Source organism: Christiangramia aestuarii (assembly GCF_009735585.1).
GTDB lineage: Bacteria > Bacteroidota > Bacteroidia > Flavobacteriales > Flavobacteriaceae > Christiangramia > Christiangramia aestuarii.
This window is the reverse complement of the sequence record NZ_VJVW01000001.1, coordinates 669591-695053: the sequence shown is the minus strand read 5'-3', so window position 1 is coordinate 695053 and position 25463 is coordinate 669591. Positions and strand designations below refer to the sequence as shown.

The following is a 25463-nucleotide window of genomic DNA, read 5'->3' as shown; positions in this document are numbered from 1 at the left end:
CGAAAGGAGGAAGCTTGTTTCATATTTATTAATTAATTTCGCATTTGAATCAATAGCAATCTTTTGGCGACTGTCAAATCTCTGCCGGGATATACTTTTCAAACCAATTCATGCAAAAAGAAAAAAATGTAGCGATAGTAGGATCGGGACTTGTGGGATCATTACTGGCCATCTTCCTGCGGAAACAAGGCCATAAAGTTAGCGTTTTCGATCGCCGTCCAGATGTAAGAAAGGTACAGTTCTCGGGCCGTTCCATCAACCTGGCGATGTCTAATCGAGGTTGGAAGGCACTGCGGGAAGCAGGGATAGAGGAGGAGATCAGGAAACTGGCTTTGCCGTTAGATAAAAGAGCTATGCATGTTGAGGGACAGCCGGTTTATTTTCAAAAATATGGTGATGAGGGAGAGGCTATCTATTCAATTTCCAGGGGAGTGCTTAATCGCAAAATGATAGACCTGGCTGAAGCTGCCGGCGCCCAGTTCCGTTTTGAGGAAAAGATCTGGGATGTAGATATGCGTGAAGCTAAGCTTTATACAGGCGATTCTGAAAAAGGTCCCTGGAAGGAATACCAGTTCGACCTTATTTTTGGAGCCGATGGAGCTTTTTCCCGGGTGCGCCACAAGATGCAAAGACAGAGCAGGTTCAATTATTCCCAGCATTTTATTGATGTTGGTTACAAAGAGCTTACCATTCCTGCCAATGAAGATGGTACGCATAAACTCGATAATTCCTCTTTTCATATCTGGCCCCGAGGCAATTTTATGCTTATCGCGATGCCTAATTTGAACGGTACCTTTACCTGTACGCTTTTCATGCCTTTTGAAGGCGAGGTGAGCTTTGAAAGTATAGTGACCGAGCAGCAGGCAGATGCCTTTTTCGAGAATTATTTCCCTGATATTAAGGACGAGATCTATAATTTAAAAAAGGACTTTTTTAATAATCCTACCAGTGCCATGGTGACCATCAAGTGTTTTCCTTGGTCTTATTATGACAAGATCACACTTGTAGGCGATTCGGCGCATGCTATTGTTCCTTTTTATGGACAGGGAATGAATGCCGGTTTTGAGGATATTTCTGTGCTGAATGCTAAAATGGAAAAATACGGAAACGATTGGCAGCAGATTTTCGAAGAATACCAAACCGAAAGGAAGCCGAATGCCGACGCTATTGCCGAGCTTAGCTACCGGAATTTTGTTGAAATGAGCAGTAAAACGGCAGATCCGATGTTCCTGCTTAGGAAGAAGATCGAAAAGAAATTTGCCGATGATCATCCCGAACTCTGGATGCCTTTATATTCAAGGGTTACCTTTTCTGATAAGGCCTATGTCGAAGCACTCAAAGTTGGAGATTACCAGCGAGAAATTATGGATGAGGTCATGCAGATACCGGGAATAGAGGAGAAGTGGGATTCCCAGGAAGTAGAAGACAAGATCATAAGTCTTATAAAAAAATAAAAAAAAGCTGCCTCGAAGGCAGCTTTTCTAATTAATGGGACTCATTCTCTTTAAGAATATCAGGGAATTTGCTTTTAAACCTGTTTAGTCTCGGGATCGAAACATTTCTTATATAGGGATTGTTCGGGTTGTTCTTTTCGTAATCCTGGTGGTAGTCTTCGGCCTTCCAGAATTTCTGAAAAGGTAAGATCTCAGCAGCAATGGGTTCATCATAATTGTTGGCCACTTGAGCTTTCACCTCTTCGATGATCTTTTTTTGTTCGGCATTCTGGTAGAAAATAATAGACCTGTACTGAGAACCCCGGTCCGGTCCCTGGCCGTTAACCTGGGTTGGATCCTGGGAACCAAAATATACTTCTACAAGGGTTTTAAAGCTAACCACCTCTGGATCGTAGATTACCTCTACGGCCTCTGCATGTCCGGTCTTACCCGTGTTGCTTTGTTCGTAAGTGGGATTCTTGGTGTGACCTCCCGAATAACCCGATAAAGCCTCCTCAACCCCTTCAATGCTTTCGTAAATAGCTTCTACACACCAGAAACAACCACTGGCGAAATAGGCTTTTTTAAGGCCATCCTGAGCCGGGACTTCCATTGGTTCAGCATTCGCGATTTCCTGGTGGGTTGCATTGCTTTTGGTTTCATTGCCACACCCCAGAAGCACTAGGCTGAGGAAATTTAATAATAAGAGTTTCATGATTATTTCTTTTTATAGGTTCCTTCCAAAGTCTTTTTTCCGTAAAGGGCGTAATCTACAGCGATCTTACCGTCTATAGAAAAGCCTTTCCAGTCAAGTTTCAAAGAGCCATCGCTCTCCGGGCTTAAAACTGCAATTGGCGTACCAGTCTCGAATTTATCCCAGGGAATATCCTTGTTGGTGGTACCTGGAGATTTTCCCGAATAGAAAACATTGATATTATTAGCTTGCCTTTGAAAACGAGCCATTATATATAACTCATCTTCCTTTAGGCATAATTCTGAAGTACCATTTGTTTTGATATTTACGCAATAACAATCGCAATTAACATCATCTGTATGGCTTTTGTTCTGATAAAGTCCAGAAATTACCGAAGCTCTATTTTCACTGGTATCATCAGCGGTATCTTCATCTGAATATTTCAGGTCGCTGTTCTCGCCAATAGGCTGGTCCTGGGCTGAACTGCCCAGTTCATCCTTAGGTTGGATTTTTTCAGTGTTGTTTATAGGAGTTTCGCTTTGTTCTTTTTTTGAATCCTGGCAGGAAACCAAAGCAGCAATAAGTAATATAAGTATGAACGGTTTTTTCATAATGAGTGATTTAGGCTCATTAAAAATACCACATAAATGCTCGTTTATTGTGAAATAGTTGTTAATCCCAATAGCCATGAATGCAGCAAGATATGGGCATAAAAAAACTGCCTGAAAAACTTTTGCTTCAGATCTCGCGATCTTACTGTTATTTTCCAGGCAGTCTGTATGTAAGTTTAAAAAAGTCTAGAACTTTTTAAACATGCTTTGCATTTTTTCCTGCTCTTCTTTAGCCAGTTCCTCATCTACAAGGATTCTTCCACTGTGCTCATCTGTAATGATCTTCTTGCGACCAGCAATTTCCATGATCACCTGTGGTGGAATGGTAAAGAATGAACCTCCTGAAGCTCCACGCTCAACCGGTACTACGGCAAGGCCGTTCTTTACATTGCTTCTAATTCTTTTGTAAGCAGTAACCAGCCTGTCTTCAATTTCCTTCTCGTACTCTTTAGACTTTTCAATAAGAGCCTGCTCTTCCTTTTCAGTCTCTTTAAGGATCTCCTCAAGTTCACCTTTTTTGTGCTTCAGGTGCTCCTCACGCTCAGAAAGTTTTTCTTTAGTTTGAGCGATCACTTCTTTTTTCTGCTCGATCTTAGCCTTGTACTCTTTGATGTGCTTTTCAGCAAGTTCTATTTCAAGCTCTTGGAATTCGATCTCTTTGCTTAGCGCATTGAATTCCCTGTTGTTACGTACATTTTTCTGCTGATCGGAGTATTTCTTAATCGTAGTTTTAGACTCCTCGATCTGGTTCTTCTTGTTCTTGATGTCATTATCAATGACCTCTATATCTGCATCCAGTTTTTCCAGGCGTCTGTTCAAACCTGCTACTTCATCTTCCAGATCTTCAACTTCCAGAGGTAATTCACCACGTACGTTTCTAATTTCATCAATTCGCGAATCCACCAACTGAAGATCGTACAGTGATCTTAACTTCTCTTCTACAGTAACATCGTTTTTTTTCGCCATATTATAAATAATGTATTGGATTGGTATTTGTATCTGCTAAAATAAGTGCAAAACTACTAATTTTTTTGCTAAGAAAAGAATATAGTAAATTTTTTGTAAACTGTTCACTTTCATAGTGTCCAATATCCGCGAGCACCAGCTTTTCCTCGGCTTTGTAGAAGTCGTGGTATTTGAGGTCTGCGGTTACATATACGTCTGCACCGGCCGCCTTGGCATTATTGATGGCAAATGCACCGCTGCCCCCTAGCACCGCAACCTTTTTTACCTTTTTGCCCCGTAATTTAGAATGCCTAACGCAACCGGTCTTAAAAGTTTCTTTAAGCTGCTCCAGAAATTTCTTTTCGTCTACAGGATTATCCAGTTCACCGATCATGCCCATTCCCAGTTGCTGATTTTCATTTTCCAGGCTGTGGATCTCGTAGGCAACTTCTTCATACGGGTGAGCGGAAAAAAGATTTTTGAGGATTTTCGATTCTAAATGAGCAGGATAAGTAATTCCTATTTGTGTCTCTTCCTCATAATGTATTTTGCCTTTTTCGCCCACCACGGGGTTGGAATCATCGTTACCCTTGAAGCTTCCTTTTCCGGTGATGTTGAAACTGCAGTTGTCGTAATTGCCAATACTTCCGGCACCGGCAGAAAATAGTGCTTCCCTTAGCTTTTCGGCATCTTTTAATGGAACAAATGTGGTAAGTTTTTTTATCGAATCCTTGCGTGGAATCAGGATCTGGCGGTCTTTAAGCCCAATTTTTTCGCATATCATATCATTCACCCCTTTATGCTGATTATCAAGAGCGGTATGTATCGCATAGATCGCAATATCATTCTTGATGGCTTTTAAAACTGTTCTTTCCACATAATCCCGGCCGGTAAGCTTTTTTAAGCCTGAGAATATGATTGGGTGAAAACTGATGATAAGGTTGCATTTTTTCTCGACGGCTTCATCTACCGTAGCTTCGAGGGTATCCAGGGTGACCAGAGCTCCGGAAACTTCGGCTGAGGCATCTCCTACCAGTAGCCCTACATTATCAAATCCTTCTGCATATTTAGTGGGAGCAAAGTCTTCAATTAGTTCAATTACTTCCTTTATGATCATAATTAATTATTTTAGCCTTCAGTTTTTAGAATAGAATAGCTGAAATTGTGGATTATTTCAACGTATTCCAGAATAGATCGCCAGTTTTTCAAATATAAATATTATACAAAGCCTTTCATGCCGAATCTCAGAAAATTACTTTTTCCATTTTCAGTGCTCTACCGCGCTGTAACCGGGATACGTAATAATCTTTATGATCATGAGATCCTGAAATCGGAATCTTATGAGCTACCGGTGATCGCTGTGGGAAATCTCAATATGGGAGGTACGGGTAAATCCCCAATGATAGAGTATCTCCTAAAGATGCTTGCAGAAAATAACAAAGTCGCTACCCTGAGCAGGGGGTATAAAAGGGAGAGTAAGGGTTTTCAGTTGGTAGAAATCGCCGATCCCGCAACCAAATCTGGAGACGAGCCATTACAGTTTAAGAATAAATTCCCTAAAGCCATAGTTGCCGTAGATGCGAACAGGAGGGAAGGTATTGCTGAATTATTGAAGTTTGACCCGGATGTGATCCTGCTTGATGATGCATTCCAGCATCGGAAAGTTAAGGCAGGTATGTACATTTTGCTTACAGCCTACGGTGACCTGTATACAGATGATCTTTTGCTTCCTGCCGGAAATCTTCGGGAGTCATCCATTGGAGCTGCGAGAGCCCAGATCATTATCGTCACTAAATGTCCTTCAGATCTTAGCGACTCTGAAATGGAGAAAATTCGACAAAAATTAAGACCAGATTCAGGTCAGCAGGTTTATTTTACCAGCATTAGGTATTCAGAAAACATTTTTTCGGCAAGGGAAGAAAGGACACTGAACGGACTAACTAATGATTTTGTCCTGGTTACAGGAATAGCCAATCCCAAACCCTTAATAGATTATTTGGAATCCAAAGAGATTTCTCTAAAACATCATAAATTCTCTGATCATCATAGTTTTTCAGAAAGGGAGATCGAACTACTTAGAGCTGAGAAAAATATCCTTACCACTGAAAAAGATTATATGAGACTCAAAGACAGGTTGCCGGCAGCAAGGCTTTTTTATCTTCCCATTGAAGTGAAATTCCTTGGGGATGGAGAGTCTTCCTTAAGGCAGAAGGTAGAAAGTTTTATAAATAAAAAATGAGGTGCGAAAACACCTCATTTTTGTTTTTGGCTAATTCAAACAAATTAGAATCTTCTCTGTATTTATTTGATCGCCATCGTATTTACAAAGCCTGTGCCAAAAGATCTATACTGCAGTTTCTTTTGCCGCCAGGTACTTATTTATTTTGTGAAAGAATTCCTCTGTTTTATAAGGTTTTGGGATGATGTCATTAAAACCATTCAGGTAGAATTCATCCAGGTTATCGTCCAGGGTTACCGCGGTAAGGGCGATAATTGGAATAGTCTCATCGAATTTCCTTATTTCTATCGTGGCTTCTATCCCGCTAATTCCCGGCATATGGATATCCATTAAAATAAGGTCGAATTCGTTGTTTTTTACCTTTTCTATAGCGATACTTCCATTATCGGCCACATCGCAAATTACCTTGTTCTTCTCTAGGATCTTCCTGGTGATCATCTGGTTGATCTTATTATCCTCCACTACAAGGATATTCTTACCTTCCATGATATCATTGGTAAGTTCTTCGTCTGGGATCTCTACCGGTTTAGCGATCTTTTTGATCTCGGCTTCCGGTGCTTCAAATGTGAGATCGAACTGGAATTTGGATCCTTCTCCTAATTCACTTTCCAGGTCTATTTCACTCCCTAAAAGACTAAGCAGGTTTTTAACGATAGAGAGGCCAAGACCGGTACCTCCAAATTTTCTATTGATCTGGGTAGAGCCCTGAGTGAAATTCTCGAAAATCGCCTTTTGTTTTTCTTTGCCAATTCCCTCGCCGTTATCCTTGATCTCGAAATGAAGAAAAATGTTCTTGTCTTCGACCCTGGTTTGTTTTACTTTGATCCAGATATCCCCATTTTCAGTGAATTTAATGGAGTTACCAATCAGGTTGATGAGGATCTGCGAAACTTTAAGCGGGTCTCCTTTTAATTTCTTCGGAATCTTACTGTCGAAATCAAAATGCAGTTTTGTATTTCTTTCATCGGCAGAATTCTTTAGCGCGACCAATACGTCTGATATCCTTTTTTCCAGGTCGAATTCAGAATTTACGATCTCTACCTTGTTTGCCTCCAGTTTGTTCAGGTCAAGAATATTATTTATAAGTGATAATAGATATTCTCCGGAAAACTTAAGGGAGTTAAGATGCTCTTTCTGGCTTTCGGTGGGGCTTTCTTCAAGGAGGAGATGTGTTAAACCGGTCACCGCATATAGAGGTGTTCTTAATTCGTGAGTAATGGTGGTAAGGAACTGTGCCTTCGCCAGCGAAGCCTTTTCAGCATTTTCCTTTGCCAGAACCAGTTCAGAATTTTTCTTTTGCAAAAGTTCGTTGGCTCTTGCCCTAAGATTGTTGTTCTTATAAAGTGACAGGGTAAGTAACGAAAGTATGGTGATAAGGGCTACGCTGAGAATGGTGGTTAGCTTGTTCACCTTTAAAGTGCGTTCCTGTTCAGCATTCTGCACGGTGAGTTCATCAAGAGTGGTCTTTAATGCATCTACTCCCAGTTTAGCATTCGCCTCAGAAGCCAGAGCTTCTTTATTTACATTAAAAACTGCTTCTCTAATTTCGTTGGCATTCTTAAGATTTTCAAGCGCCAGGGCAGGGTTTCCCCTGTCTTCTTCAATTTCACTAATAAGGGCGTAGGAATACATGGTCATACTGTCAAATCCGCCGGACTTAGCAATATGTAGTGCGCCCTCCGCAGATTCCTCAGCCTTTTCAAGGTTTCCTTCATACTGGGCAAGCCTGGCCAGGTAATAGTGCAGCCTGGAGAGCTCATAATAATTTTCACTATCCTTGAAGTATATTTCAGCATTGTTGAGTTGGGCTTTGGCGCGCTCCCTGGTTTTTTCATCGTTTATCAATAAAATTCCTTTATTAAGCGCAATGACCGCCAGCTGTTCCTTATTATCCTCCTTTTCGTAATACTTCTGCGCCAGGTTGAAGTACTTCAGGGCACGATCCTTATCTCCTTTGCCGTTGAGTAATTTGCCGTACATTACGTAAGAGTAGGCGAGACCAGCTTCGTCACCAATCTCACGCTGAATGGAAATTGCTCGTTCCAGCTCGGTGATTCCCTTTTTATAGTTATGTCTTACGTAATACCACCTGGATAGAATGCTGCTGGTGAGGGCGATGTATCTTTTATTGTCTATTCTTCGGGAGTATTCCAGGGCCTTGTTCAATTGATTGTGAGCTTTGTCAAAAAGCATCATATCAATAGACTTCTCTGCCTCGAAAAGTAACTCCTTGATCTGTTCAGGTTTTGGCTGGGCTTCATCGATTTTAGGATTCTGAAATCCAAAGTTCAAAAAGCAACACAGTAGTATCAGGATTAGGTTTAGATTCTTCATTCGGGAAAATAGCTACTAGCTGTTAATGTGTTAAATATAGCTATTTATCGTTAATGAGTGAAATTAAATCGATAAGACGGTTAGAGTAACCAATTTCATTGTCGTACCATCCGATCAATTTAATCAGTTTACCGCCTATGACAGAGGTCATTTGGGCATCGAAAACACAACTGGATTTGCTATCTAAAATATCTATAGAAACAATGGGATCTTCTGTATAGTCTAATATGCCTTTGTACGTGGTTTCAGCAGCATTTTTAAAAAGAGCATTGACTTCTTCGATAGAAGTTTCCTTGTTCACGTTCAGGGTCATGTCGGTCAGGGAGCCGTTAGGCACGGGAACCCTGATTCCGCAGCCACCTATCACCTCACTCAGGTCTGGGAAAATACTTGTTAAAGCTTTAGCTGCACCTGTAGTGGTTGGAATGATAGATTGTGCCGCTGCCCGGCTTCTTCTAAGGTCCCTATGCGGTTTGTCATGCAGACTTTGGTCTGAGGTATATGAATGCACAGTTGTAATATAGGCCTGAGTAACTTCAAAATGATCATGGATCAATTTCAGCATCGGGGCGGCATTATTCGTGGTACAGGAGGCATTAGAAATTATTCTCTCGGAGCCGTCTAAAATATTTTCATTTACTCCCAGTACCACCATTTTAATGTTCTCATCCTGGGGAGGAACCGAAAGTATCACTTTTTTGACACCTTCCTTAAGGTGACCTTTAAGGCTTTCTTCGGTTTTGAACTTTCCTGAAGATTCTACCACATAATCTACCGAGTACTTATCCCAGGGAATGTCTTCCGGTTTGCTGTGGTTTAGAAGGGGAACTTCCCTGTTGTTAACCACAATGCCAGAATCTGTAGAAGAAATTTCAGCCTTTAAAGTACGATGTATGCTATCGTATTTGAGTAAATGAGCCAGGCTTTTAGAATCGTGAATATCATTTATAGCCACCACCTGTATCTCGGGATGGTTCAAAAGAAGCCTGAATAGATTTCTTCCGATTCTGCCAAACCCGTTGATGGCAATATTAATAGACTTAGCCATTCAGTGACTAGTTAATATGTTTCTGAGCCTTGTACGAAGACCTTACCAGGGCACTACTTTCAACGTGCCTGAAACCAAGGTCAAGACCTATCTCCTCATATTTTTTGAACTGGTCTGGGGTGATAAATTGTTTTACCGGTAAGTGTTTTTTACTTGGCTGTAAGTACTGGCCAATGGTTACAACATCTACTCCTGCTTCTCTAAGATCCTTAAGGGTTTGAATAACTTCTTCTTCCTGTTCCCCAAGACCTAACATGATCCCAGATTTGGTTCTTCTAATACCATTATCCTTAAGATATTTAAGAACAGCGAGGCTTCGGTCATATTTAGCCTGTATCCTAACTTCTCTGGTAAGCCTTTTTACGGTTTCCATATTATGAGAAACCACCTCTGGCATTACCTCGATGATCCTGTCTATATTTCTTTCATTTCCCTGAAAGTCTGGAATAAGTGTTTCCAGAGTTGTTTCAGGATTCATTCGCCTGATCGCCTTTACGGTTTCAGCCCAGATGATCGACCCCATATCCTTTAGGTCGTCCCGGTCTACGCTGGTTACCACAGCATGCTTGATCTGCATGAGTTTAATGGAGCGTGCTACCTTTTCTGGTTCATCCCAGTCTACCGTTTCCGGGCGTCCTGTTTTTACACCACAAAAGCCACAGGACCTGGTACAAATATTACCAAGGATCATAAAAGTGGCAGTCCCTTCGCTCCAGCATTCACCCATATTGGGGCAACTTCCTGAAGTACAGATGGTATGCAGGTCATACTTGTCTACAAGACTTCTAAGTTCGGTGTATTTCTTCCCGGTAGGGAGTTTTACACGAAGCCATTTTGGTTTAGGCTTTCTTTCTGTTTTTGATTTTACGGGCGCAACGTCTGTATTCATAGCAAAAATCTGAGGTTCAAAGATACAATAATAAGCTGAACTGCATAAATTAGACTCGCCAGGATTTAAATCCTTACTTAGCTGTTCCTGGTCTCAATTATTTCAGCCAGAAGTTTCTTGGCACGAAGCAATTTAACCTTGATGTTGTTCATAGGTTCATCAAGGCTTTTGGCGATCTCCTTATAAGATTTTTCCTGAAAAAAGCGCAGGTTGATCACTTCCTGATAATGCGGTTTAAGCTGTTTGATATCTGCCAGCAATTGCTCCAGGTTTTGTTCCTTGATGAGCTTATCTTCAATCCCCGGTGTTTCATCGGCGATTTCGTAAACCCTTTCCTCATCCTGCATGGATGTTTTTGAACTGATACTTGCTTTTTTCTTACGAATCTGGTCTATGTGTATGTTCTTGGAAATAGCGATCAGCCAGGTAGAAAAAGAATAATTCTCGTCGAAAGTGTCGATCTTATTGAAGGCTTTGGAAAAGGTCTGTATGGTAATGTCTTCAGATTCGTACTCGTTCCGGGTCTTTTTTAACTGGAAGCCATAAACGTCGTTCCAATATCTGTCGAGAAGGTAATTAAAAGCCGATTGACTTCCGTCTTTTGCCTCCCTGATCTTTTCAAGGAGATGGTCCGGATTTATTTCCAATGCTTCGGTTTTGAAATGAGGTTAGCGATAAAGATAGCTAATTGTGTGAAGATTAAAAAGAGATCGAAAAAGGGAAACAACCATACCACGTCTGTCTCGTTCAGTTTTTTTCCTGCTTTAATGTACACCAGGGCTTCGATCAATAATTTTAAACCTAAGATTCCCAGTACGATTTGAGGATAGATCTGCAATGCCAAGATTGTTATAAGCAATATCCAGAATAATATTCTGAATAAATAGAATGAGCCCAGCAGCATCTTATGTTTTGTCTTATAATACCCGGCAACAGAGGCGTGCCTACGTTTCTGATGAAACCAGTCTGAAAAGCTGTTCTTTGGGATGCTACGGGTTATGGAATCTGGATGAAAACAGATAGCGGTATTATCTGAGGTGGAGGCCTCGTTCACAAAAAGATCATCGTCTCCCGATCTTAAGTGTAAATGATTGGCAAATCCTTTCATCTCGTAAAAACGGGTAGAAGTATAAGCCAGGTTCCTGCCAACACCCATATAAGGTGAGCCCAGGCGGGCATAGGAAAAATACTGGATCGCCGTTAGCAGGGTTTCGAACCTTATAAGTTTGTTCAATAGAGAGCCTTTATGCTGAAAATAGCCACCATAGCCAAGAACGATTGAATTTCCCGGTTGAAAATTTCGTGACATTTCCCTGATCCAATTTTTGGACTGGGGCGCACAATCGGCATCAGTAAAAAGTAGATGAGTGTTTTTCGCCTTTTTGATGCCCAGGGTTAAGGCGTATTTTTTATTCCCCCAGAAAGCTTCATTGTTCTGAACATCTACAATCTTGATTCGGGGGTCTATCTTTTGAAACTCTTCGATGGTTTCAAGGGTGTTATCTACCGAAGCATCGTTGATCACGATGATCTCGAAATCGGGATAATCCTGTTCTATAATGGAGGGAAGAAAATTCCTGAGATTCTCTTCTTCGTTCTTGGCACAAATAATTACTGAAACCGGAACTTCAGGATGCAGCTTATTCTTAATCCCTGAAGTGGAAAAAGAAAAAAATGAGAAAAAATAAATGAAATTAACTAAGCTAACGAGGATGAATAGTCCCAGTAATAGTGTTGCCATTAAGCCTGCGAGGTCTTAGGAGTTTCAGAACAATTTTCCATTTCATCTGGTAATTTACCGCAAAAACTGCAAGGCTCACCAGATTTGTTAAGATAAGGATTCTGGCTGGCGCAGGTTCCGGCAAATTTACCGTCTTTTTTAGCCCAGATCTTGATTGCGATTCCCGCAAACGCAAGACCCAGTAAAACAATACTTATGATTAATAATTTCATATCCTTAAGATTCTGATGCAAAAATAATAATAAAATGAAGCAACTAAAAATAGCACGGAGCATTAATAGATCCTTTACACTATTTAACTAAACTTTAATCGAATTGTAAGCTATAAGTGGCTTTTGCACAATATCTTGCATCGTTAATCATGATAAAACTACAATTATGAAATTTAAAATGTTATTTACTGCCCTGGTGCTTTCAGGAATTATGTTCACTTCATGTGGAGATGATAAGAAAAAGGAGCAGGAGGAAAAGGCTAAAATGGAACAAATGGAAGCTGAAAGAGAGGCTGAAATGCAAGCCGAAAAAGAAAGAATGGAAATGGAATCCAACAGTATTGCTGCTAAAGCAATGGAAACCGACACTCTAAGTACTTTGGTTAGTGCTCTTCAGTCAGCCGATCTTGCAGAAATGTTCAAAACCGAGGAAGGTCCTTTCACTGTATTTGCACCACACAACGGGGCATTCGCGAAAGTTGACAAGGCTACCCTAGAATCATTGATGCAGCCAGACAATAAAGAGAAACTTGCAGATGTATTGAAATATCACGTGGTTTCTGGAGAGGTTACTTCTCAACAATTGGTTCAGGCTATCAAAGATAATGACGGGAAATACGAAGTTTCTACCGTAGGTGGAGGAAAGCTTGTTGCTTCTATTGAAGGAGAAAATGTAATCCTGACCGACGAGAACGGAAATAAAGCAACCGTGGTGATGACTGATGTTGATGCATCTAACGGAGTTGTACACGTTATAGATGCGGTAGTAATGAAGAAGGCTTAATTATATAGATAATCTTAAAAAAAAGGGAGAGCTTAGCGGCTCTCCTTTTTTTATATGATATTCACTTCAGCCTCCAGGTCAATCTGGAATTTTTCTTTGATACTATGCTGTATCTCTCGCGAAAGTGATAATATTTCTTCTCCGGTGGCAGCGCCGTAATTAACCAGGACCAGGGCCTGATTCTTATGAACCCCGGCATCACCTCTTCTGTATCCCTTGTAACCTGCCTGGTCTATCAACCAGCCAGCAGGAACCTTGATCTCTTCATTAGAGATCCTGTAACTCGGTATTTCGGGGAATTGTTCCTCAAGCTTTTTAAAATGATCTCCCCCGATGACCGGGTTTTTGAAAAAACTTCCGCTGTTCCCAATTTCGTTGGGATCTGGTAATTTAGACTGCCTGATGGCGATTACTGCATTAGAGATATCCCTGATCGTAGGGTTTTCTATTGCCTGCTTTTCCAGTTCAGACCTGATGGCACCATATTCGGTATGCAATTCATGGTCCTTTTTGCTAAGGCGAAATTTTACCGAAGTAATGATATACTGCCCTTTTAGCTGGTTCTTGAAAATTGAATTCCTGTAACCAAAATCGCATTCTTCACGACTGAATTCTTTCTCTTCCAGGGTTTGAACATTCATGGCCTTACAGCTCACAAAAGTGTCCTTTAGCTCAACCCCATATGCTCCAATGTTTTGAATTGGCGCTGTACCTACATTGCCGGGGATCAGCGAAAGGTTTTCGAGTCCGCCAAAATTATGTTCCAGCGTCCATAAGACCAGTTCATGCCAGTTCTCTCCCGCCTGGACCTCAATGGTCACTTCGTCGTCGGTTTCAGCAACGATCTCTTTGCCTTTCAGGGCAATATGCAATACGGTCTTGTGAATATCTCTCGTTAACAACATATTGCTGCCACCTCCCAAAATAAAAAGTTCAGCAGCATAACTCTTGCGAAGTATGGTGCGCAGATCTTTCAGGTTTTGGATAGAGAGAAACTTGTCTGCCTTAACCTCTATGCCAAAACTATTGTGCTTTTTTAGGGAGTAATTCCGCAGGACGCGCATCGAGACTACTTATTATATTGCTTAAGCGCTTTTTCAAGAATGTCGATAGCTCTTTCCAGGTTTTCCTTTTTTAGAACATAAGCGATCCTAACCTGGTTCTTTCCGGTGTTCGGGGTAGAATAGAAGCCTGCTGCCGGAGCAACCATTACGGTTTCGTTATCATCCTCGAATTCTTCAAGAAGCCATCTGGCAAAATCATCGGCATCCTCTACCGGAAGCTCAGCGATACAATAAAATGCACCTTTTGGCTTGGCAACCTTCACGCCTTCGATCTTCTCGAGCCCGTCTACCAAAAGATTTCTCCTGTAGGTATATTCTTCAATCACTTCGTCAAAGTATTCCTGTGGGGTATCCAAAGCAGCTTCGCTGGCTATCTGGGCGAAAGTTGGTGGGCTAAGCCTTGCCTGGGCGAATTTCATCGCGGTGGCAATTACCTCCTCGTTTTTAGATACCAGGCAGCCAATTCTCGCGCCACACATGCTGTAACGCTTGGAAACTGAATCTACCATTATGGCATTATTTGCAAGTTCCGGGATGCTCATAATGGAATGGTGTACCGCACCTTCATAAGCAAACTCCCGGTAAACCTCGTCTGAAACTATAAAAAGATCATGTTTAAGAGCAAGATCGGCAAGTTGTTTAACCTCTTCCTTAGTGTAAAGATATCCCGTTGGGTTTCCAGGGTTACACAGAAGAATGGCTTTGGTTTTGTCTGTGATCAATTTCTCAAATTCCGAAATAGGAGGGAGGGCGAAATTGTTCTCGATGCTGGCCTGTATAGGTTTTATTTTTACTCCCGAAGCCGTGGCAAAGCCATTATAATTTGCATAGAATGGTTCTGGAATGATCACCTCGTCATTCGGATCTGTAATACTTCCCATAGCAAATAGCAATGCTTCAGAGCCTCCGGTGGTTATAATGATATCATCCTTCTCTACGGGAAGAGAGGTTTTCTGGTAATAACCGGCCAGTTTTTCTCTATAAGATTCAAAACCTGCAGAGTGGCTGTAAGATAAAACTTCAATATCATGGTGTCTAACTGCATCAAGGGCTGCTTCCGGAGTTTTAATATCCGGCTGGCCAATATTGAGTTGATAAATTTTCCTTCCTTTTTTGGTAGCTGCTTCAGCAAAAGGAACCAGTTTTCTTATCGGAGATTCAGGCATTTCCAGCCCTTTGTTTGAGATCTTAGGCATAGCTTAAAATTTGTGCGTTGCAAAATTGCAAAATTTAAATATGAATCAATAATTATAGGTCTTAATAATCGGGTATTTTTTGTGATTTAAGGCCATTCAAACGAGCCTTGCAGGTTTCCTGCAAATTTCGGTATAATTCAAAAAAAAAGCCTTCCGCGATGGAAGGCTCATAAAATTATATATTTATAAGATTTAGCTGTCGTCGCCATCTGTCTCAGAATCTACTACGCTTCCTTTGATCTTCAAAGCTTTTACAGATTCTTCAGCATTGGAATAAACAGTAACGGTCTTTCTGATGGGCCCAACTCTTTTAGTGTCATATTTCACCTCGATCTGTCCTGTTTTTCCAGGTAAGATAGGTTCTTCTGGTTTCTTCGGAACGGTACAGCCACAGCTTGATTTAACGTCTTCGATAACCAGGGGAGCGTCTCCGGTATTCGTGAATTCGAATACTCTCACTCCGTCACTACCTTTTTTGATCTCACCATAATCGATGGTTTCAGATTTGAATTCCATCTTTGCAACTTTCTGAGCCTGAGCGAATGAAACTCCGGCAAGTACAAATATGGCGATTGCGATTATTTTTTTCATAATTTAAAATTTTAGCGGATTAGTAAAGATATACTGAAATACTTTAAAACTCAAAACTTTTAATCATTTCAGCAGCTTTCATAATCCTTCATTAATAATTACTTTTGCCATTATTTCAAAAATCAGACCAAGAAATGGCAATTGCTTCACAGTACAACGCGAAAAAAGTAGAAGATAAGTGGTACGACTACTGGATGAAAAACAATTATTTTCATTCAGAAGTTGATGAAAGAGAGCCTTATACCATAGTGATCCCGCCACCAAACGTAACCGGGGTACTGCATATGGGGCATATGCTCAATAATACTATTCAGGATGTGCTGGTAAGACGCGCGCGCCTTAAAGGATATAACGCCTGCTGGGTGCCGGGAACAGATCATGCTTCCATTGCTACAGAGGCCAAGGTCGTTGCTAAGCTTAAGGCTGAAGGTATCGACAAGAATAGCATTAGCCGGGACGAATTTCTACAACATGCGTGGGATTGGACACATAAGCATGGCGGAATCATCCTTCAGCAGCTGAAGAAACTGGGAGCTTCCTGTGACTGGGACCGTACCAAGTTTACGATGGATGAGAAAATGTCTGCTTCAGTCATCAAGGTTTTCGTGGATCTTTATGAAAAAGGCCTTGTTTACCGTGGTTATAGAATGGTGAACTGGGATCCGCAGGCAAAAACAACGCTCTCTGATGAGGAGGTGAATTATGAAGAAAGGAACGGCAGGTTATACTATTTGAAGTATAAAATAGAAGGAAGCGATGATCATCTTACCATCGCTACTACCAGGCCAGAAACAATACTCGGGGATACCGCGATCTGTATCAATCCTAACGATGAGCGTTTTACTCATCTAAAAGGCAAGAAAGCGATCGTGCCTATCTGCAACAGGACCATCCCTATTGTAGAGGATGAATATGTAGATATGGAGTTTGGTACAGGTTGCCTTAAGGTGACTCCTGCCCACGACGAGAACGATAAGAGCCTGGGTGATAAGCATAACTTGGATGTGATCGATATCTTTAACGACGATGCTACTCTAAACCAATATGGTTTGCATTATGAAGGTAAGGATAGGTTCGTGGTAAGGGCAGAGATCGTTGAAGAGCTGGAAATTTCCGGTTTCCTGGATAAGGTGAAAGATCATGTGAACAAAGTAGGAACCAGTGAAAGGACAGGTGCGGTTATCGAACCTAAATTGAGCGACCAGTGGTTCCTTAAAATGAAAGAAATGGCCGAACCAGCTTTAAAAGCGGTGATCGGAGACGATATAAACCTGGTGCCGGAAAAATTCCTGAATACTTACCGTCACTGGATGGAAAATGTGCGCGACTGGAACATTTCCCGCCAGCTATGGTGGGGACATCAGATCCCTGCGTATTACTACGGAAGTGGCAAGAACGATTTTGTGGTTGCCGAATCTGCTGAAGAGGCACTGGAAAAAGCCAGAAAAGCTTCTGGAAATGCGGACCTACAGGCTAAAGATCTTAGCCAGGACAAAGATGTGCTGGATACCTGGTTCTCTTCATGGCTTTGGCCAATGAGCGTTTTCAACGGAATCCTGGAGCCAGAAAATAAAGAGATAGAGTATTATTATCCAACCAATGACCTGGTTACCGCACCAGAGATACTTTTCTTCTGGGTGGCCAGGATGATCATGGCAGGTTACGAATACAGGGGTGAAAGACCTTTTAAGAATGTGTACCTAACCGGGATCGTAAGGGACAAGCAAAGACGAAAAATGTCTAAATCGCTGGGGAATTCTCCAGACCCGCTGGCCCTTATAGACCAATATGGGGCAGACGGAGTTAGGGTAGGGATGCTTTTAAGTTCTCCTGCGGGTAATGATCTTATGTTCGATGAAGATCTTTGTAAGCAGGGTAGTGCTTTTTCTAATAAAATCTGGAATGCTTTCCGCCTGGTTCAGGGTTGGGAGATCTCAGAAGAAAGGGAGCAGCCTGAAACTGCCAGGATGGCGATAGACTGGTACAAGGCTAAATTCCAGAGTACCCTTAAAGAGATTGAAGACCATTATTCAAAATACAGGATCAGTGACGCTCTGATGGCGACCTACAAACTTGTTTGGGACGATTACTGCAGCTGGTTCCTGGAAATGGTTAAACCAGCTTATGGTGAACCTATAGATGCAAAAACCTATAAAGAGGTGATAGAGATTCTTGAGGACAACCTTAAGATACTTCATCCTTTCATGCCTTTTGTGACCGAAGAGATCTGGCAGGAAATTACCGAAAGAACTCCTAAGCAGGCCCTGATCGTTGCAAAATGGCCGGAACAGAAGCAGTTTGATGAAAAGATCATCAGGGAATTCTCCCAAGCGGCTGAAGTGATCGCCGGAGTTAGAAAGATCAGGAAAGACAAAAACATTTCTTTTAAGAACGAGATCGAGCTGAAGGTGATGAACAATGAAGACACTTCCACAACCTTTGACGGTGTGATCGCCAAAATGGGTAATATCTCGAAACTTGAATATGTAGATGGTTCTGTAGACGGAGCTCTATCATTCAGGGTAAGGTCCAATGAATATTTCATTCCTATCGTTGGAGCCATAGATGTTGAGGCCGAAAAGAAAAAGATCCAGGAGGAACTGAGCTATACTGAAGGTTTTCTGAAATCTGTAGACAAGAAGTTGTCTAATGAAAGATTTGTGAATAACGCTCCGGAGAAAGTAGTGGAGGTTGAGAAGACCAAGAAAGCCGATGCAGAGGCTAAGATCGAAGCTTTAAAGGCGAGCCTTAAAAGCCTGGGATAAGCTTACCAGGTATATAAAATAGAAAAGAGGACATCAAGTCCTCTTTTTTTTGCTTTTAATTGAAATAGATCAATCGGGGATCTTGCCAATATGTGTTTCTACCATCTCTATATAAAGCTTCTTAGCTTCCTTTTTGCTTATATCCTTAACCTGCAGAAGCGCGTTGATCTTAAAGGCGCTTCTAAGGTCTCCCTTGTCTGTGGGAGGGATGTAGAATCCATTCTTTTCGGTTGCACGCTTGTATAGAGCGTAAAAATGCAGCATCACGTCTGGCGGTAATTGCCGGTCGGTGCTACTCGCCATGTCGTAGGCTTTTAGAAATTTTGAATTTTCTTCTGCCATCATAATTTCTAGGAGGCAACATCAGCTATTACGCTAACTCCTCCTTTTACTTTTTGGTTAATCTCAACATTCACCTTTGTTCCCACAGGAACAAATACATCTACTCTACTACCAAATTTAATAAATCCACTGTCGCTTCCCTGAACGACTTCAGCGTCTACTTCAGCGTAATTTACGATTCTCTTAGCCAATGCACCGGCAATCTGTCGGTACATGATCTCACCGGCAAGCTCGTTCTTAACGACTACCGTAGTTCTTTCATTCTCCTCGCTGGACTTAGGGTGCCAGGCTACAAGGAATTTTCCTGGATGATATTTGCTGTAAGTGACCTTCCCTCCAACAGGATGTCTGGTCACGTGCACATTGATTGGCGACATAAAGATCGAGATCTGTAGCCTGTTATCCTTGAAATATTCTTTTTCGTAGACTTCTTCTATGGCAACCACTTTTCCGTCTACTGGAGCAATAATATGCTTGTTGTTATGGGAGGTCGTTCTTTTTGGGTTCCTGAAGAACTGAATGATTAGCAGGAAGAAAAGGATCGAAACGACCAGGATGGCAAATTTCACCCAGTATACATTGATCAAACTGTAGGTGATCATATTTATAGCGATCAGGATGATCGCCGTTACAGTCATTATTTTGTATCCTTCTTTATGAAACATAGTTCAATATATATAAGTAAGCGTAAATAAATGGGCTTGCAAAGATAATACTATCCAGCCTGTCAAACAATCCTCCATGTCCCGGCATTAGTTTTCCGCTGTCTTTTACGCCCGCCTGTCTTTTGAATTTCGACTGGATAAGGTCTCCCAGGGTACCGAAAATACTGATGATAATGGCCATTCCCAGCCAGATGCCTGGAGTGTTGAACTTCCCAAAATCCGCTAATTTTGTAGGGAACATTGGGCTGTAATACCAGATGGCGTAGCTCATAAGGCAGGTAAAGACCAGGCCACCAAGAAAACCTTCTATGGTCTTGTTCGGGGAGATCTTTTCGTAAAGTTTTCGTTTTCCAAAATTCTTACCTACCAAATAGGCGAAGGTATCGTTGGTCCAGATAAGGAAGAAAATTCCTATAACCAGCTTAGGTATAAATACACCTTCAATGGTTGGAATAAGGGTAAGGAAAATAGTAGAAGATATCAGGTAGAAAATAATAATGATATACTTCTTCTTTTCGAATACAGGTATCTTTTTAACCACCAGTAAATCTTTTACCAGGAATAAATTCACGAAAACGGTGATAAGTAGTAGCAGTATGGTCGCGTCCTGGTTGAATTTCAAAAAGCTGAAAAGATAGAAAAGCAGGGCCTGTAAAAAGTAAAGCGCATAGCTTTTAAGCCTAAGAAGTTTCTGCATTTCTACCAGGCAAACCAGGCTTAACAGGTAAAAAAGGCAGATAAAGATTATTTCGGAAGACAGGATGGAAGCAACCAATATGGATGTATATAACAATCCCGAAACAGTTCGAATAATGGTTTCCCTCATAAATTACAGATCTTCCAGCAGCAGCAAATATAGGTTTTTTGTACTACTTCCGTAACTCATGAAATCACCTTCTTTTTGAGTTTCAAAATTCTTTATGGTGGTGATGTTGGAAGGGATTTGCTGTTTGTTCTTAAATTTGATGCCTCTTAGCCCTTCACCGATGGTGTCTATAAGCTGACTTGTAGAGGATAATATTATAAAGTTTGCGGGAAGATCGTGAAGTTTACGCTCTTTGATCTGGTTTGAAGATATTAAAATGGAGCCATCATTGGCTACAAGAAATTCACAGGTAGATAAAAAGAATTCAGCATTCGCTGATTTATTGAACTCCAGGTTAAACCCACTAAATTTGCTTTTGAGCTTTTCATCGAAACAACAACATTGTTTCTCGTACCAGTCATTCTCCAGTAAAATATTGTCAAAAGCTTCCTGGATTTCAGAATCATCTACGCAGTATAAGAATTTCCCGCCATTGTTCTTAAAGTTGAGCATGAATCGCTCATCGGTAGGTAGCTTTACCTCCGGCATGTATTTCCCTCTGTCAGCATTCTCAGGTAAATCCTGATCCTGGTCTGCCTTGGACTTGGGATTAAGAAACCTCTTGAATAGATTCATAGAGTTTTGGGTATGATTCTTACAGTCATTTTATCAAAGTTAAAAAATCTGAAATTAACCATTGTTTAATTTCAGATTTTTTACTTGAACTTCTACACTACTTATTAACCGAATTGTTTTCGGTCAATTTTCCTTCTTCATCTGTATCTTTTCCCTCTGAAGACTCAGATTCCTTCTCGTTTTCATCCTTTGCCGGAAGAGTGTTTTTCTCTTTTACAGGCTTTCCTTCTTCCTTTTCTTTTTCAAAAGGGCGCTTTCCGAAGATCTTTTCAAGATCATCTTTGAAAATAACTTCCTTGTCTAAAAGAATTTCAGCCAGCTCGGTAAGCTTGTCCTTATTATGTTCTAAAAGGTCCAGGGCACGTGCATATTGAGCCTCGATAAGGTTCGAGATCTCTTTATCTATCAATTCTGAAGTCTTTTCACTATAAGGCTTGGTGAAGTTATATTCACTCTGTCCCGAAGAATCGTAATAGGTAAGGTTACCCACAGCATCGTTAAGACCGTAAATGGTAACCATGGCTCTGGCCTGCTTGGTCACTTTTTCAAGGTCGCTCAAGGCCCCGGTGGAGATCTTGTTGAAGATCACTTTTTCGGCAGCTCGCCCACCAAGTGCGGCACACATCTCGTCCAGCATTTGTTCAGGTCTAACAATAAGTCTCTCTTCCGGAAGGTACCAGGCTGCACCCAGGGATTGTCCCCTTGGTACTATAGTAACCTTAACTAGCGGGGCAGCATGTTCCAGCATCCAGCTCACCGTGGCGTGTCCGGCTTCGTGGAAAGCAATGGCTTTCTTCTCCGCAGGGGTAATGATCTTGTTTTTCTTTTCAAGACCACCAACGATACGGTCTACCGCATCCAGGAAGTCCTGTTTCCCCACCGCTTTATTGCCTTTTCTAGCCGCGATAAGCGCTGCTTCGTTACATACATTAGCAATGTCGGCTCCGGAGAAACCTGGAGTTTGCTTAGCTAAAAATTCTATATCCAGTTCATCTGAAACCTTTTTAAGTGGTTTAAGGTGAACCTCAAAGATCTCTTTTCTTTCGTTCAGATCTGGAAGGTCTACATAGATCTGCCTGTCAAAACGTCCAGCTCTCATTAAGGCCTTATCCAGAACGTCTGCACGGTTGGTCGCAGCGATCACGATCACATTGGTGTTCGTTCCAAAACCATCCATTTCAGTAAGTAGCTGGTTCAGGGTGTTCTCACGTTCATCATTTGAACCTGAAAAATTGCTTTTTCCCCTGGCTCTACCAATGGCGTCTATCTCATCGATGAAAATGATAGAAGGTGATTTTTCCTTAGCCTGTTTGAAAAGGTCTCTAACCCTGGAAGCACCAACTCCTACAAACATTTCCACGAAATCTGAACCTGAAAGTGAGAAGAAAGGTACCTTGGCTTCACCGGCAACGGCTTTTGCTAACAAGGTTTTACCAGTTCCCGGAGGTCCTACCAGTAGCGCTCCTTTCGGGATCTTTCCACCAAGAGCGGTATATTTCTCAGGTTGTTTCAGGAAATCCACGATCTCCTGTACCTCTTCTTTTGCTCCTTCTAATCCGGCAACATCTTTAAAAGAAGTCTTGACATCTGTATTCTGGTCAAAAAGTTTGGCCTTGGATTTACCAATATTAAAGATCTGCCCTCCGGCACCTCCGCCGGCACCTGAGCTCATTTTTCTCATTATGAAGATCCAGACCCCTATAATAAGAATGAATGGCAGTAGTGCCCAGAAAAGCTCTCCTATCACATCACTCGAGGTATCATAAGTGACCACCGTATCCAGGTTACTCTCTTTTTTGATCTCGTTGATGTCATTCTCAAAGTTCTGAAGGTCTCCGAACTGGAAACTATAGGTTGGAGATTCTCCGGTTGGGAGAAACTCGGGGTCTATGTTCTTTTTATGTATATCTTTTTGCTTGGCCTCTTCGGTAAGGTATACCCGGGCCTGGTTGCGGTTGATGATCTCAACTTTCTTCACATCACCGTTGCGCAGATATTCTTTAAATTCTGCCGGGTTAGTTTTGGCAGGTTCAGAAAAACCTCCATCACCAAATAAATTAAGGCCTAGAAATATGATGATGATCGCAGCATAAATCCAGTAGGCACTAAATTTAGGTTTTTTGGGATCTAATTTTTTCTTTGGTTTTTGATTCGCCATTCTGTCGTTCTAATGATTTGGATTTAATAACTTGTTTCTATGGAAGTGATCTTTGCATCCCCCCATAGGCTCTCAATATCGTAAAATTCCCTGATATGTTTCTGGAAAACGTGAACTACTACGTTCACATAGTCCATAAGCACCCATTCGGCATTTTCAGAACCTTCAATATGCCATGGTTTGTCTTTCAGGTTTTTACTAACTGTTTTTTGTATGGAATTGACTATGGCGTTAACCTGTGTATTGGAAGTACCGTTACAAATAATGAAATAATCACAAACGGTGTTTTCGATCTCTCTAAGGTCCAGGATATCAATATCATTACCTTTAACTTCCTCTATCCCTTTTATAATATGTGCAATAAGTTGATCGCTGTTTTTTTCCTTTTCTGACATTAAATTAATTTATTTACGCAAATTTATCATTTTTTGCTCTTTTAAAGAGATTGTTTGCAGAAGATTTAACGCCTTATCTCTTATACTTTTATATGCGTATAATCAAAGTTAATGCCATTGATTCCACGAATTCGTTTGTTCGGAAGTTTTACGAAGGCAATAAAGATTTTGAACCGGTGTGTGTTCGCGCGATCATCCAGACTTCTGGAAGAGGGCAGCGGGGTTCTAACTGGATGTCCAGGGCGGGGGAGAACCTAACTTTCAGTATCCTGTACCCCCAGCAGAAATTGAATATTTCCCGTCATTTTCTGCTTAGCGCCACGGTTTCCCTGGCCGTTCTTGAGGTGCTGAAGGAATATGAAATTCCCGATCTAAGCGTGAAATGGCCTAACGACATTCTGTCAGCAAAGAACAAGATAGGCGGTATCCTTATTGAAAATATCCTGAAAACCGAGGGCATCGTAGCGAGTGTCATCGGGATTGGACTGAATGTGAACCAGCAGGATTTTGAAGATCTGCCCCGCGCAGGCTCACTTAAAAAAGTGACGGGGAAGGACTATGACCTTGATGAACTGCTGGAAAATCTTGTGGCACGCATTGAAAGAAATTTGAAAGAATTACCGCACAGAACTACTGAAGACATCCTTGAAGAATACGCCGGTCACATGTTCAGGCTTAACGTTGTTTCCAGTTTCGAGGATACTGCGAGAAATAAATTCAACGGTATCATCAGGGGAGTAACCACTGAAGGTAAGCTCAATCTGGAAATAGAAGACGCGGTCTTTAAGACTTTCGATCTTAAAGAGATCCAGTTGCTTTACTAAATAAAAAAAGCCGGAAAAATATCCGGCCTTTAATTATTCGATTTTGAAACTGCTTAAAGCTTCCCGATGTTTTCGGTAAGGGCAGTAATGAATTTCTTCAACGGGCCTTTGATCATCATGCTCATCATGGGGTTGAAGTTTCCTTCAAAATCCATATTCACCTCGCTTTGGTTTGCACCTGCGTCGGCAATATGTGTATTTAATTTAAAAGGGAATTTGTCTGAGGTAGACCCAAGAACTACTAGTTCCGGCTCCTGCGTTTCCACGATCTTTAGTCTGATCTCTGGCATTCCCTTTAATTGAAAAAGGAAAGTGTCTTCTGAAAGAACCTTGAACTTTTCCTTGCTCTCTGGCATGATCTGCTCGTAGTTCTCTACGTTGGTTAAAAATTGAAACATTTCTTGCTGACTTTTATCAGCGGTTACTTTTGGGCTTTCTAATTTCATTATGATGGTTTCCAGTTAGCAGGGTCTTCTCTCCATTTGCGAAGAATGGCTGCCTCCTCGGTATTTATATAGTTAGTATTCTGGGCTGTTTCGATCAGGTTTTCGTAGTCACTAAGGGTGTGTAGTTCCACTTCGGCTTCCTTGAAATTTTCAATGGAAGTATCGAATCCGTAAGTGAAAATCGCGAACATGCCTTTTACATTGGCTCCGGCCTCATTCAGGGCCTTTACCGCGTTTAGGCTGCTGTTACCTGTACTTATAAGGTCTTCAATGACTACCACCGTCTGACCTTCCTCCAGGTTTCCTTCGATCTGGTTCTGCCTGCCATGACCTTTTGGTTCTGGTCTAACATAGGCAAAAGGAAGACTCAGGTATTCTGCAACCAGCATCCCGATTCCAATAGCTCCGGTAGCTACGGCGGCGATCACATCTGGTTTGCCATACTTGTCTTCGATCTGTCTGGCGAAGTTCTCTCTTACGTAATTTCTGATCATCGGATATGACAGAATAATTCGGTTGTCACAGTATATTGGTGACTTCCAACCGCTGGCCCAGGTAAATGGTTGTTGTGGTTCTAATTTTATTGCTTTAATTTGCAACAAAAGCTCAGCAGTCTTTTTTGCTGTTTCTTTATTCAAAATCATAG

At 41.5% G+C, this 25463-nt stretch carries 26 protein-coding genes; 5 read left to right on the top strand and 21 right to left on the bottom strand.

Translation table 11 applies throughout. The features are described 5' to 3' along the window. Positions 1 to 110 precede the first annotated feature (110 nt). Positions 111 to 1454, top strand: a complete 1344-nt coding sequence (locus FLP08_RS03115) for an FAD-dependent oxidoreductase (RefSeq protein ID WP_156273937.1) — start codon at positions 111 to 113, stop codon at positions 1452 to 1454. A 31-nt stretch (positions 1455 to 1485) separates the two neighbouring features. On the opposite strand, the gene msrA is transcribed toward FLP08_RS03115, so the two are convergent. The 4 genes from msrA to FLP08_RS03095 form a co-directional block, all read right to left on the bottom strand. Then, positions 1486 to 2148 (bottom strand): peptide-methionine (S)-S-oxide reductase MsrA, encoded by a 663-nt coding sequence (gene msrA, locus FLP08_RS03110; RefSeq protein WP_156273935.1) that lies wholly within the window; start codon positions 2146 to 2148, stop codon positions 1486 to 1488. A gap of 2 nt (positions 2149 to 2150) precedes the next feature. After that, on the bottom strand, positions 2151 to 2738 hold the full coding sequence (locus tag FLP08_RS03105) for a hypothetical protein (RefSeq protein WP_156273933.1): 588 nt from the start codon (positions 2736 to 2738) through the stop codon (positions 2151 to 2153). 186 nt (positions 2739 to 2924) lie between these two features. After that, entirely contained in the window at positions 2925 to 3704 is a 780-nt protein-coding gene (locus tag FLP08_RS03100) for a zinc ribbon domain-containing protein (protein WP_156273931.1), read from the bottom strand. A gap of 1 nt (position 3705) precedes the next feature. Further along, a complete protein-coding gene (locus tag FLP08_RS03095) occupies positions 3706 to 4800 on the bottom strand; it encodes a Nif3-like dinuclear metal center hexameric protein (RefSeq protein ID WP_156273929.1) in 1095 nt (364 codons plus the stop codon). Positions 4801 to 4917: 117 nt separating this feature from the next. On the opposite strand from FLP08_RS03095, the gene lpxK reads away from it, so the two are divergent. Continuing rightward, entirely contained in the window at positions 4918 to 5922 is a 1005-nt protein-coding gene (gene lpxK, locus FLP08_RS03090; RefSeq protein ID WP_156273927.1) for a tetraacyldisaccharide 4'-kinase, read from the top strand. A gap of 105 nt (positions 5923 to 6027) precedes the next feature. Here the strand turns inward: lpxK and FLP08_RS03085 are convergent, their stop codons facing one another. The 6 genes from FLP08_RS03085 to FLP08_RS03060 form a co-directional block, all read right to left on the bottom strand. Further along, entirely contained in the window at positions 6028 to 8256 is a 2229-nt protein-coding gene (locus FLP08_RS03085; protein ID WP_156273925.1) for a response regulator, read from the bottom strand. Positions 8257 to 8296: 40 nt separating this feature from the next. Next, the gene (gene gap, locus FLP08_RS03080; protein ID WP_156273923.1) at positions 8297 to 9304 is read right to left on the bottom strand and encodes a type I glyceraldehyde-3-phosphate dehydrogenase; all 1008 of its coding nucleotides are present in this window, start codon (positions 9302 to 9304) and stop codon (positions 8297 to 8299) included. Between the two features lie 7 nt (positions 9305 to 9311). Next, positions 9312 to 10193 carry a lipoyl synthase gene (lipA, locus tag FLP08_RS03075; RefSeq protein WP_156273921.1) on the bottom strand — a complete coding sequence of 294 codons (882 nt, stop codon included), beginning with the start codon at positions 10191 to 10193 and terminating at the stop codon, positions 9312 to 9314. A gap of 77 nt (positions 10194 to 10270) precedes the next feature. After that, entirely contained in the window at positions 10271 to 10840 is a 570-nt protein-coding gene (locus FLP08_RS03070) for an RNA polymerase sigma factor (RefSeq protein ID WP_156273919.1), read from the bottom strand. Further along, positions 10831 to 11934: a glycosyltransferase gene (locus FLP08_RS03065; protein ID WP_156273917.1), complete on the bottom strand. Its 1104-nt coding sequence runs from the start codon at positions 11932 to 11934 to the stop codon at positions 10831 to 10833. Before FLP08_RS03065 ends, FLP08_RS03070 begins: the two co-directional genes overlap by 10 nt. Next, positions 11934 to 12146 carry a membrane or secreted protein gene (locus FLP08_RS03060; RefSeq protein WP_156273915.1) on the bottom strand — a complete coding sequence of 71 codons (213 nt, stop codon included), beginning with the start codon at positions 12144 to 12146 and terminating at the stop codon, positions 11934 to 11936. The genes FLP08_RS03065 and FLP08_RS03060 overlap by 1 nt, the downstream gene beginning before the upstream one ends. Before the next feature lie 166 nt (positions 12147 to 12312). Here FLP08_RS03060 and FLP08_RS03055 point away from each other — a divergent pair, with 166 nt between their 5' ends. After that, the gene (locus FLP08_RS03055; protein WP_156273913.1) at positions 12313 to 12930 is read left to right on the top strand and encodes a fasciclin domain-containing protein; all 618 of its coding nucleotides are present in this window, start codon (positions 12313 to 12315) and stop codon (positions 12928 to 12930) included. 50 nt (positions 12931 to 12980) lie between these two features. Here FLP08_RS03055 and murB read toward each other — a convergent pair whose 3' ends face one another. From murB to FLP08_RS03040, 3 genes are all read right to left on the bottom strand, one after another. After that, positions 12981 to 13994, bottom strand: coding sequence for a UDP-N-acetylmuramate dehydrogenase (gene murB / locus FLP08_RS03050; protein ID WP_156273911.1), 1014 nt, complete (start codon positions 13992 to 13994; stop codon positions 12981 to 12983). Between the two features lie 5 nt (positions 13995 to 13999). Next, complete coding sequence (locus FLP08_RS03045; RefSeq protein ID WP_156273909.1) at positions 14000 to 15190, bottom strand: pyridoxal phosphate-dependent aminotransferase; 1191 nt, start codon at positions 15188 to 15190, stop codon at positions 14000 to 14002. 192 nt (positions 15191 to 15382) lie between these two features. Next, positions 15383 to 15781 carry a DUF1573 domain-containing protein gene (locus FLP08_RS03040; RefSeq protein WP_156273907.1) on the bottom strand — a complete coding sequence of 133 codons (399 nt, stop codon included), beginning with the start codon at positions 15779 to 15781 and terminating at the stop codon, positions 15383 to 15385. Positions 15782 to 15915: 134 nt separating this feature from the next. Here FLP08_RS03040 and FLP08_RS03035 point away from each other — a divergent pair, with 134 nt between their 5' ends. Continuing rightward, positions 15916 to 18546, top strand: coding sequence for a valine--tRNA ligase (locus tag FLP08_RS03035; RefSeq protein WP_156273905.1), 2631 nt, complete (start codon positions 15916 to 15918; stop codon positions 18544 to 18546). Positions 18547 to 18615: 69 nt separating this feature from the next. Here FLP08_RS03035 and FLP08_RS03030 read toward each other — a convergent pair whose 3' ends face one another. The 6 genes from FLP08_RS03030 to rsfS form a co-directional block, all read right to left on the bottom strand. Beyond that, the gene (locus tag FLP08_RS03030; RefSeq protein ID WP_156273903.1) at positions 18616 to 18891 is read right to left on the bottom strand and encodes an acyl-CoA-binding protein; all 276 of its coding nucleotides are present in this window, start codon (positions 18889 to 18891) and stop codon (positions 18616 to 18618) included. 5 nt (positions 18892 to 18896) lie between these two features. Then, entirely contained in the window at positions 18897 to 19553 is a 657-nt protein-coding gene (locus tag FLP08_RS03025; RefSeq protein WP_156273901.1) for a phosphatidylserine decarboxylase family protein, read from the bottom strand. After that, positions 19543 to 20379, bottom strand: coding sequence for a phosphatidate cytidylyltransferase (locus FLP08_RS03020; protein WP_156273899.1), 837 nt, complete (start codon positions 20377 to 20379; stop codon positions 19543 to 19545). The genes FLP08_RS03025 and FLP08_RS03020 overlap by 11 nt, the downstream gene beginning before the upstream one ends. Before the next feature lie 3 nt (positions 20380 to 20382). Next, positions 20383 to 20994 carry an LUD domain-containing protein gene (locus FLP08_RS03015; protein WP_156273897.1) on the bottom strand — a complete coding sequence of 204 codons (612 nt, stop codon included), beginning with the start codon at positions 20992 to 20994 and terminating at the stop codon, positions 20383 to 20385. 97 nt (positions 20995 to 21091) lie between these two features. Further along, a complete protein-coding gene (ftsH, locus tag FLP08_RS03010) occupies positions 21092 to 23152 on the bottom strand; it encodes an ATP-dependent zinc metalloprotease FtsH (protein ID WP_156273895.1) in 2061 nt (686 codons plus the stop codon). A 23-nt stretch (positions 23153 to 23175) separates the two neighbouring features. Continuing rightward, a complete protein-coding gene (gene rsfS, locus FLP08_RS03005) occupies positions 23176 to 23547 on the bottom strand; it encodes a ribosome silencing factor (RefSeq protein ID WP_156273893.1) in 372 nt (123 codons plus the stop codon). A 92-nt stretch (positions 23548 to 23639) separates the two neighbouring features. On the opposite strand from rsfS, the gene FLP08_RS03000 reads away from it, so the two are divergent. Then, positions 23640 to 24371, top strand: a complete 732-nt coding sequence (locus FLP08_RS03000; protein WP_156273889.1) for a biotin--[acetyl-CoA-carboxylase] ligase — start codon at positions 23640 to 23642, stop codon at positions 24369 to 24371. A gap of 53 nt (positions 24372 to 24424) precedes the next feature. Here FLP08_RS03000 and FLP08_RS02995 read toward each other — a convergent pair whose 3' ends face one another. Both FLP08_RS02995 and pyrE read right to left on the bottom strand, forming a co-directional pair. After that, positions 24425 to 24817, bottom strand: coding sequence for an SRPBCC family protein (locus tag FLP08_RS02995; RefSeq protein ID WP_156273887.1), 393 nt, complete (start codon positions 24815 to 24817; stop codon positions 24425 to 24427). Then, positions 24817 to 25461, bottom strand: a complete 645-nt coding sequence (gene pyrE, locus FLP08_RS02990) for an orotate phosphoribosyltransferase (protein ID WP_156273885.1) — start codon at positions 25459 to 25461, stop codon at positions 24817 to 24819. Before pyrE ends, FLP08_RS02995 begins: the two co-directional genes overlap by 1 nt. Positions 25462 to 25463: the final 2 nt, after the last annotated feature.

Bases quoted from the DNA above. Each gene is read 5' to 3' on its own strand.
- FLP08_RS03065 (WP_156273917.1), bottom strand. From the start codon at position 11,934: ATGGCAACACTATTACTGGGACTATTCATCCTCGTTAGCTTAGTTAAT.
- FLP08_RS03095 (WP_156273929.1), bottom strand. From the start codon at position 4,800: ATGATCATAAAGGAAGTAATTGAACTAATTGAAGACTTTGCTCCCACT.
- murB (WP_156273911.1), bottom strand. From the start codon at position 13,994: ATGCGCGTCCTGCGGAATTACTCCCTAAAAAAGCACAATAGTTTTGGC.
- FLP08_RS02995 (WP_156273887.1), bottom strand. From the start codon at position 24,817: ATGAAATTAGAAAGCCCAAAAGTAACCGCTGATAAAAGTCAGCAAGAA.
- FLP08_RS03025 (WP_156273901.1), bottom strand. From the start codon at position 19,553: ATGTTTCATAAAGAAGGATACAAAATAATGACTGTAACGGCGATCATC.
- gap (WP_156273923.1), bottom strand. From the start codon at position 9,304: ATGGCTAAGTCTATTAATATTGCCATCAACGGGTTTGGCAGAATCGGA.
- rsfS (WP_156273893.1), bottom strand. From the start codon at position 23,547: ATGTCAGAAAAGGAAAAAAACAGCGATCAACTTATTGCACATATTATA.
- FLP08_RS03045 (WP_156273909.1), bottom strand. From the start codon at position 15,190: ATGCCTAAGATCTCAAACAAAGGGCTGGAAATGCCTGAATCTCCGATA.
- FLP08_RS03015 (WP_156273897.1), bottom strand. From the start codon at position 20,994: ATGAATCTATTCAAGAGGTTTCTTAATCCCAAGTCCAAGGCAGACCAG.
- FLP08_RS03055 (WP_156273913.1), top strand. From the start codon at position 12,313: ATGAAATTTAAAATGTTATTTACTGCCCTGGTGCTTTCAGGAATTATG.
- FLP08_RS03030 (WP_156273903.1), bottom strand. From the start codon at position 18,891: ATGATGGCAGAAGAAAATTCAAAATTTCTAAAAGCCTACGACATGGCG.
- pyrE (WP_156273885.1), bottom strand. From the start codon at position 25,461: ATGATTTTGAATAAAGAAACAGCAAAAAAGACTGCTGAGCTTTTGTTG.
- msrA (WP_156273935.1), bottom strand. From the start codon at position 2,148: ATGAAACTCTTATTATTAAATTTCCTCAGCCTAGTGCTTCTGGGGTGT.
- lpxK (WP_156273927.1), top strand. From the start codon at position 4,918: ATGCCGAATCTCAGAAAATTACTTTTTCCATTTTCAGTGCTCTACCGC.
- lipA (WP_156273921.1), bottom strand. From the start codon at position 10,193: ATGAATACAGACGTTGCGCCCGTAAAATCAAAAACAGAAAGAAAGCCT.
- FLP08_RS03085 (WP_156273925.1), bottom strand. From the start codon at position 8,256: ATGAAGAATCTAAACCTAATCCTGATACTACTGTGTTGCTTTTTGAAC.
- FLP08_RS03000 (WP_156273889.1), top strand. From the start codon at position 23,640: ATGCGTATAATCAAAGTTAATGCCATTGATTCCACGAATTCGTTTGTT.
- FLP08_RS03035 (WP_156273905.1), top strand. From the start codon at position 15,916: ATGGCAATTGCTTCACAGTACAACGCGAAAAAAGTAGAAGATAAGTGG.
- FLP08_RS03105 (WP_156273933.1), bottom strand. From the start codon at position 2,738: ATGAAAAAACCGTTCATACTTATATTACTTATTGCTGCTTTGGTTTCC.
- FLP08_RS03040 (WP_156273907.1), bottom strand. From the start codon at position 15,781: ATGAAAAAAATAATCGCAATCGCCATATTTGTACTTGCCGGAGTTTCA.
- FLP08_RS03020 (WP_156273899.1), bottom strand. From the start codon at position 20,379: ATGAGGGAAACCATTATTCGAACTGTTTCGGGATTGTTATATACATCC.
- FLP08_RS03100 (WP_156273931.1), bottom strand. From the start codon at position 3,704: ATGGCGAAAAAAAACGATGTTACTGTAGAAGAGAAGTTAAGATCACTG.
- FLP08_RS03115 (WP_156273937.1), top strand. From the start codon at position 111: ATGCAAAAAGAAAAAAATGTAGCGATAGTAGGATCGGGACTTGTGGGA.
- FLP08_RS03060 (WP_156273915.1), bottom strand. From the start codon at position 12,146: ATGAAATTATTAATCATAAGTATTGTTTTACTGGGTCTTGCGTTTGCG.
- ftsH (WP_156273895.1), bottom strand. From the start codon at position 23,152: ATGGCGAATCAAAAACCAAAGAAAAAATTAGATCCCAAAAAACCTAAA.